The 414-nt window shown below is 51.7% G+C and carries 1 pseudogene; it reads right to left on the bottom strand.

Features of this window, described 5'->3' with window-relative positions:
• Positions 1–414 (bottom strand): annotated as a pseudogene (locus tag HPT30_RS00680) (hypothetical protein); the annotation flags it as partial.

The following is a 414-nucleotide window of genomic DNA, read 5'->3' as shown; positions in this document are numbered from 1 at the left end:
TATCTTCGCCTGGCGTGTACGGATTCGTTACTCCCGCTCCCGTTGGTGCTGCATCTCCTACGTTTGGTGTAGGAATCAGGGTCGAGGACACTTTCGTCACGAGATGGTTACCCGCTCCTACAGGTGTCGTCACCTTCGTCGTATTCGGATTCGTTCCCGGCGATGGCGATGCTGGCAATGTTGGAGCAGTCACTGGAGCAGGCACCTTAATATCGCCTGCTGTCAGTATGATCAGCTTGAACGATACCACCTTATTGTTGCTGTCTACTTCATAAATGCCAATGTATCTGTTTGTTGTTGCATCCACGCCGGTAATATCTGCACCAGCCGTATACGGATTTGTTACTCCCGCTCCTGTTGGTGCTGCATCCCCTACGTTTGGTGTAGGAATCAGGGTCGAGGACACTTTCGTCA

Source organism: Paenibacillus agri, from assembly GCF_013359945.1.
GTDB lineage: Bacteria > Bacillota > Bacilli > Paenibacillales > Paenibacillaceae > Paenibacillus_AQ > Paenibacillus_AQ agri.
The sequence above is the reverse complement of the archived record's forward strand: the minus strand, read 5'-3'. Positions and strand labels throughout refer to the sequence as shown.